Raw genomic sequence first — 6,433 nt, forward strand, 5'->3', positions numbered from 1 at the left:
GATACTGCTGGCCGCCAATGAGCACGTCAAGGCGGAACGAATTTTCTCTAACGTCAAGAATATCGCGTTCCGCCTTATAGTGCAAGCTGCCAGTTAACTACTTGATTTCGATGGTTGCAACGCCTTCGAACTTCTTGGCGATGGCAGCTGCGTCATCCTTCGAAATGTTCTCCTTCAAAGCCTTGGGGGCTCCGTCGACCAGGTCCTTGGCTTCCTTCAGCCCAAGAGCGGTGACTTCGCGTACAGCCTTGATGGTGTTGATCTTATTCGCGCCCGCATTCTTGAGGATGACGGTGAACTCGGTCTTCTCTTCGACCGGAGCCGCTGCCGCTGCGCCGCCGCCCGCTGCCGGGGCTGCAACTGCCGCTGCTGCCGAAACGCCGAGACGCTCTTCGAGCTTCTTGACCAGAGCCGAAGCCTCGAGGAGGCTGAGGCTAACGATTGAATCTTCCAACTGCTGGATGTCTGCCATGTTATTTCTCCAATTAGAACTGAACTTTGTGGTGCCTATTGCTCTTCCAAAGCCTGACTGCGCTTTGGCTGCCTATGCCTTCCAGGGTTTCCGTTGCGCCCAGACCAGCGCCCCCGGGAAGACCAGGCGAAACTTGTTTTAGCCCTCGACCGGGTCCGTGGTCGCGGCTTCCCCACCCTGCGATGCGGTGGAGTTTTCGGGCTGCTCAGCGGTTGCATCGGCGCCGGGAGCTTCAACTGCGTGCGCCTCGGCTACGAGCTGACCTTCAGCGGCGGGAGCCTCAGCAGCGGGAGCCTCAGCTACTGCGACAGGAGCTTCCTCCACCTTGGCCTCTGCGACAGGAGTCTCTTCAACCTTGAATTCTGCCTTCGGAGCTTCAGCTGGGGCTGCCGGAGCGCCAGCGAACTTGCCCTTTTCAACGCCCTGATTGATGACAACCGCGAGATTGCGGCCGGTTGCGTTGATGACGGTGGCCAGACGCTGCGCAGGCGACTGAATGAGGAAGAGGAGTTTCGAGAAGAGCTCTTCCTTGCCCGGCATGGTGGCGAGATCGCCGATCTCACGGACGTCGATCACCTTGCCGTCGACGATACCCAACTTGAAGGTGAACTCGGCGTTGTCCTTGACCCAGGTCGAAAGCGCCTTAGCCAGAGCAACAGGGTCGCCCGAGGTGTAGGCAACAGCCGACACGCCCTTGAGGCCCTGCAGCGCCGACTCGATCTTGGTGCCTTCGCTGGCGCGTGCAGCCAGCTTGTTTTTGACGACGTGGTAGTTTCCGCCGGCGGCGCGAACCGTCTTGCGCAGTTCGAAGTCCTTCGCAGCGGTGAGGCCTTTGAAGGTGCCGATGATAGCGGAGGTCGAGTGTTCGAGCTCGATCGCGAGCTGCTTCACCTTCTCCGTCTTTGATGCTCTGGTCAATGCCATGACTGAATCCTCTTCGCTTTCGCTTGCCCGCTCCTCGCTTCCGCGCCAGAGGGGTTTCGTGCTAACTAAATTGATTAGGCCTTGCCTGCCAGTTCGGCAGCGGCGTAGTCGAGCTGAATGCCAGGGCCCATGCTCGAGCTCAGCGTGACGCCCTTGATGTACTTGCCCTTGGCGGCCGACGGCTTGGCCTTCACCACGCTCGTGATGACGGTCATCGCGTTATCTACCAGCTTCTGCGGATCGAACGAGAGCTTGCCGACCGGAACGTGAACCAGCGCAGTCTTGTCGGTGCGAAACTCGACCTTACCGGCCTTGATCTCTTTGACCGCAGCGGCAACATCGGTGGTAACCGTACCAGTCTTCGGGTTAGGCATCAGCCCCTTTGGACCGAGCACCTTGCCGAGACGTCCGACCGAACGCATCATGTCAGGGGTCGCGATCAGAGCGTCAAAGGCAGTCCAGTTTTCTTTCTGGATCTTCTCGACCAACTCCTCACCACCGACAAACTCAGCGCCGGCAGCCTCGGCTTCCTTGATGCGATCGCCCGAGGTGATCACGGCAACGATCTTCGACTTGCCCAGACCGTGCGGCAGAACCACAGTGCCACGAACCATCTGGTCCGCGTGGCGGGGATCGACGCCCAAGCGCATGGTCAGATCGACGGTCTCGTCGAACTTCGCGTACTTTGCTTTTTGCAGGAGCGGAACTGCGTCCGCCAACAGATAAGGACGGGGCTCAACGAGCGCACGCGCCTTTACTAGATTCTTAGAGAGCTTCCTTGCCATTTTCCCTCGTCTCCCACCCCTCTGGAGTTGATCTCTCCGGGCGTGGTTCTCGACTGGCCTCAACTGGACATTGAGGCACTCTTATGAGTATGCCGGGAAATCAAGGAAACGTCAACAAAATATAGACCTGATTGTGACGCTTGAGTAGAGATTATCCTGTCTTCAACGCCAAATCCTAGCCAAATTCAGGGTAAAACCGTCAATAATTCCGGCACCTTGAACCAGAGATGGTTGATGGAGGATCTCGGGCTCAATATCGGGCCGATAGATACCTACGACTTCTCGTTCGGGATCGATCAGCCAAGCCAGCTTCGCACCATTCGTAATCCACCTCGCCATCTTCCATTCGAGTGCCGCCAGCTCATCGGACGGCGAGCGCAGCTCAATCAAAAAGTCAGGGCAGATCGGCGAAAAACGGTCTTGGTCTGCCCGGCTGAGGGCGTTCCATCGGAAGGCTTCGATCCATGCGGCGTCGGGGCTCCGCATGGAGCCGTCGGGCAGGGTAAAGCCGGTGCTCGAATCGAAGACATAGCCGCGCCCGTCCTTCTGGGCCCATGTGTCGAGTGCGCTGATAATGGCCGCGTTTCTTCTCCCGGTGCGGTTTCCTGCGGGCGACATGACAAGAATCTCCCCATCCACCTCGCGTTCTACACGCGCAATGTCGTTCGCAGCACAGAAGTGCATCAGGTCTTCATCGCTCATCGGGGTTTCGGGCCGGAAGCGAAACGGCGGTCGCTTTCCCGCCAAGGCGGAGTTCATAGGAGAAAGTCTACTAAATCGGCCCTTGACGGATTCGAAGTGCACGCCTACTCTCGACATCATAAGGCGAACAGATGGCGAAAACAACTAGCACATCACTCTTTCCAATTCTTCCCCAAACTCCTGTAGGCATCGCTCGTATGGCGGCCGAAGCAGAGCATGCCGACGATGGGCATCTGATCGAATTCAAGAAGTTGAAGGTACGAAGCATCCTGAATAAATCGGTGTCGAAGCGGCAGCTGTCCCTGGCCTACAGCATCAATCCTTACCGGGGATGCGAGTTCGGCTGCAAGTATTGCTATGCGCGGTATACGCATGAGTTCATGGCTCCGAAGGCTCAGTTGGCGCCCCGCGAAGACGAGCTTACTGCGGTGGATTTTCGCGATCCTCTCGTCTTCGAACGAATGATCTTCTTGAAGCAGAACGCCGCATGGCTGCTGGAGCAGGAGTTGAAAAAGATTGATCCGAGAGATGAGGTTGCACTCGGCACAGCAACCGATCCCTACCAGCCGATCGAGCGACGGGCAAAGATTACGCGCAGCCTGCTCGAGGTGTTTGCGCGAAAGGAAGGTTACCGCCTTGGGATTGTGACCAAGTCGCGGCTGATCGAACGCGATATCGATCTGCTGGTAGAAGTTGCTCGCCGCAATACCCTGGTGGTGCATGTGACGATCACGACACCGGATGCGGCACTGGCGCGTCTGCTCGAGCCGCGAGCGCCCCGGCCTGACCTGCGTTTTCAGGCAGTGAAGCGACTGCGGGAGGCGGGGATCGTCGCCGGAGTCTTCGGCTCGCCGCTGCTGCCTGGCATCACCGATAATGAAGAGGCGCTGGACGGCATGGCTCGTCGCTCCGCTGCCGTGGGAGCAAGTTTCTTCGCCGCGCATCCACTCTTCCTCAAGCCGTGCTCACGTCCTACTTACCTGAGCTTTGTTCGTGAGCACTTCCCTGCCCTCCAGGCCGACTACGCCAAACGCTTCGCCACCACAGACTTCGCCGGGAGAGAGTACCGCGAGCGTCTTGCGAAGATGGTCGACCGCGCGTGTAGGCGGTACGGCCTCGGAAAGCGTTCGAGCGACGCCCTGCTCACTCGAAACGAGGAAGGCGGCGGCAAAAGACCCACACAGAGTGCGGGAACAAAGGCAAGACAGCAAAGGCTCTTTGCCTAGAGTTTGAGAGGAGTGAAGCAGGCAAATGTAGTGGAGCAAGGGCAGTTAACGACGAGAGAGGACGCCTGGAGGTCATCGTCGACAGACAATGTCGGTGATGTTCCTTGCGTCCTCGATTGTAGAAAACTTAGTCGGTGCGAACAGCCGTGAGTTAGCCTACGACTTCAATACCCATCGAGCGGGCGGTGCCGCGGATGGTCTTTGCCGCAGCCTCGACGGTGGTCGCGTTCATATCCGGCATCTTCTGGGTGGCGATTGCGAGAATCTGCTTCTCGGTCACCTTGCCCTTCTTCTCCTTGTTCGGAGTGCCGGAGCCCTTCTCGATGCCGGCAGCCTTGAGCAGGAGCACCGGAGCCGGAGGCGTCTTGGTGATGAAGCTGAAGGTGCGGTCCGCGTAGACGCTGATGACGACCGGGATGGTGAGTCCGGCCATGTCAGGCGCCTTGGTGCGCTCGTTGAACTGCTTGCAGAACTCCATGATGTTGACCTGGGCCTGGCCGAGTGCGGGGCCGACCGGAGGTGCAGGGGTGGCCTTGCCGGCCATGATCTGAAGCTTGACGTATCCAGTGATCTTCTTCGGTGCCATTTCGGTAAATCCTCTTTACTCTTCCAGCGGCGGGCGTTGTTACATCCGAACGCCTGCTGCTTAATGTTATTTCAAAACTCTCAACTACTCGTCGACGACCTTGTCGACCTTGGAGAACTCGATCTCGACCGGAGTCGAGCGGCCAAAGATGCTGACCATGACCTTGAGGGTCTGCTTGTCCTCGTTGATGTCGTCGACCGCGCCGGTGAAGTTGGCGAAGGGGCCCTCGTTGATGCGGACCTGCTCGCCCTTCTCGTACTTGACCTTCATGCTCGGCTTGTTGCCTGCGGTCTCGGTGCGGAAGAGGATGGAGCTTACTTCCTGCTCAGAGAGCGCGACCGGGTTGTCGCCGGTTCCCAGAAATCCGGTGACGCGCGGCGTGTTCTTGATGACATGCCACAGGTCGTTGTCGAGATCCATCTCGACCAGAACGTAGCCGGGCAGGAAGACGCGCTCGATGGTGTACTTCTTGCCGTTGCGCAGCTCGGTGACCGGCTCGGTCGGAATCATGATGCGGCCGATGCGGTTCTGCAGACCGAAGGCAGTGATGCGGCTCTCGAGGGACTCGCGCACCTTGCGCTCAAAGCCCGAGTAGGCATGAATGATGTACCACTTGAAGTTCTCATTGACCGGCGGAGCCAGCTGCTCAGAGGGTTCTCCCTGAGGATTCTGCTCTTCCGGATTTTGCTCTTCTGCCGCCATCGTTGTGCCTTTTTCACGCATCGTGTACTTCTCTCTACCGCTCTTGCTCGGAATCAAATCTTTTTAGTGCTGGGTTAGCCGGTGCAACAGGGCTTCGATCGCCCGGCCGATGATGTTGTCCACCAGCCAGAAGTATGCGGCGAAGATGAAGACGGTGACGAGAACAACGATCGTAGTCGACTGAACCTCTGCGCGCGAGGGCGAGATCACCTTGCGCATCTCGCTGCGAACGTCCTTGAGGAACTCGCCGAGACGGGCTGGCTGCGACTTCAACTGCTGCAATCCGGTGCTGGGCTGTTCGGTTACCGCTATTGTCTTGGCCATAGTAACTGCCTCAATCTTCGTGGTGCGTTGTGGTGTCTGTTCCCGGACTTGAGGGACCGGGCAAACTGGCGGGGGAGCTCGGATTCGAACCGAGAAGTTCGGTTTTGGAGACCGACAGTTTAACCGTTGAGCTTACTCCCCCAGGTTGTGCGGAGTGAGACCTGCGCCTCACCCCAGAATCCGGCTGGAGACTACTTCGTTTCCTTGTGGTCCGTGTGCTTCCGGCAGGTGTTGCAGAACTTCGAGAACTCGAGGCGACCGGTGGTCGTCTTCTTGTTCTTCGTCGTGGAGTAGTTCCGGTTCTTGCAATCCGGGCACTGAAGAGTAATGATCTCGCGCATAATGAAAAATCTCCTTCTAACGTGGCCAGCCACCTCGGCTGGCAAGCAGCGTAGTGACACGCCGCAACACAGGGCAATGGCCCCTGCAACCAAATCCTGATTGTGAGACGGAAGAAAAGCGGTCAGGCCACGCTCGTCCTCTCAAATTATCTCTTAAAACAGTGTTTCAGGAAAGCCATAGCTCCGATCTGCCAGAACGATGGCCGCCAAATAGAACAAGGAAGCAATAAACGAGAAGACGGCAGGATTCTTCCTGCCGCCTATCGTTCAAATCTCTACTTGATGATCTCGCTGATGGTTCCAGCTCCGACGGTGCGGCCGCCTTCGCGGATAGCGAAGCGCAGACCCTTCTCCATCGCGACTGGCGTATG

General features: G+C 58.0%; 10 protein-coding genes and 1 tRNA gene. 1 reads left to right on the plus strand and 10 read right to left on the minus strand.

The window, feature by feature from the left end; all coding sequences use genetic code 11:
- Window positions 1-97 precede the first annotated feature (97 nt).
- The 4 genes from rplL to HDF10_RS12040 all read right to left on the minus strand — a co-directional run bounded on the left by rplL (window position 98) and on the right by HDF10_RS12040 (window position 2,940).
- On the minus strand, window positions 98-472 hold the full coding sequence (rplL, locus tag HDF10_RS12025; protein ID WP_183813599.1) for a 50S ribosomal protein L7/L12: 375 nt from the start codon (window positions 470-472) through the stop codon (window positions 98-100).
- A 138-nt stretch (window positions 473-610) separates the two neighbouring features.
- The gene (rplJ, locus tag HDF10_RS12030; RefSeq protein WP_183813601.1) at window positions 611-1,396 is read right to left on the minus strand and encodes a 50S ribosomal protein L10; all 786 of its coding nucleotides are present in this window, start codon (window positions 1,394-1,396) and stop codon (window positions 611-613) included.
- 74 nt (window positions 1,397-1,470) lie between these two features.
- Window positions 1,471-2,181, minus strand: a complete 711-nt coding sequence (rplA, locus tag HDF10_RS12035) for a 50S ribosomal protein L1 (RefSeq protein ID WP_179637359.1) — start codon at window positions 2,179-2,181, stop codon at window positions 1,471-1,473.
- Window positions 2,182-2,343: 162 nt separating this feature from the next.
- Window positions 2,344-2,940, minus strand: coding sequence for a Uma2 family endonuclease (locus HDF10_RS12040; RefSeq protein ID WP_183813603.1), 597 nt, complete (start codon window positions 2,938-2,940; stop codon window positions 2,344-2,346).
- Between the two features lie 74 nt (window positions 2,941-3,014).
- Here HDF10_RS12040 and HDF10_RS12045 point away from each other — a divergent pair, with 74 nt between their 5' ends.
- Window positions 3,015-4,109 (plus strand): SPL family radical SAM protein, encoded by a 1,095-nt coding sequence (locus HDF10_RS12045; protein WP_183813605.1) that lies wholly within the window; start codon window positions 3,015-3,017, stop codon window positions 4,107-4,109.
- A 151-nt stretch (window positions 4,110-4,260) separates the two neighbouring features.
- Here the strand turns inward: HDF10_RS12045 and rplK are convergent, their stop codons facing one another.
- From rplK to HDF10_RS12075, 6 genes are all read right to left on the minus strand, one after another.
- Window positions 4,261-4,695, minus strand: coding sequence for a 50S ribosomal protein L11 (gene rplK, locus HDF10_RS12050; protein ID WP_183813607.1), 435 nt, complete (start codon window positions 4,693-4,695; stop codon window positions 4,261-4,263).
- Window positions 4,696-4,779: 84 nt separating this feature from the next.
- Complete coding sequence (gene nusG / locus HDF10_RS12055; protein WP_183813609.1) at window positions 4,780-5,418, minus strand: transcription termination/antitermination protein NusG; 639 nt, start codon at window positions 5,416-5,418, stop codon at window positions 4,780-4,782.
- A gap of 42 nt (window positions 5,419-5,460) precedes the next feature.
- The gene (secE, locus tag HDF10_RS12060; protein ID WP_179585117.1) at window positions 5,461-5,721 is read right to left on the minus strand and encodes a preprotein translocase subunit SecE; all 261 of its coding nucleotides are present in this window, start codon (window positions 5,719-5,721) and stop codon (window positions 5,461-5,463) included.
- 66 nt (window positions 5,722-5,787) lie between these two features.
- A tRNA-Trp gene (locus HDF10_RS12065) sits at window positions 5,788-5,863 on the minus strand.
- A 49-nt stretch (window positions 5,864-5,912) separates the two neighbouring features.
- Window positions 5,913-6,062, minus strand: a complete 150-nt coding sequence (gene rpmG, locus HDF10_RS12070) for a 50S ribosomal protein L33 (protein ID WP_158943905.1) — start codon at window positions 6,060-6,062, stop codon at window positions 5,913-5,915.
- 275 nt (window positions 6,063-6,337) lie between these two features.
- Window positions 6,338-6,433 (minus strand): EF-Tu C-terminal domain-related protein (locus HDF10_RS12075; protein WP_142988355.1); only part of this gene is annotated, 96 nt, incomplete at its 5' end.

The organism is Tunturiibacter empetritectus (genome assembly GCF_014201375.1).
Classification (GTDB): domain Bacteria; phylum Acidobacteriota; class Terriglobia; order Terriglobales; family Acidobacteriaceae; genus Edaphobacter; species Edaphobacter lichenicola_D.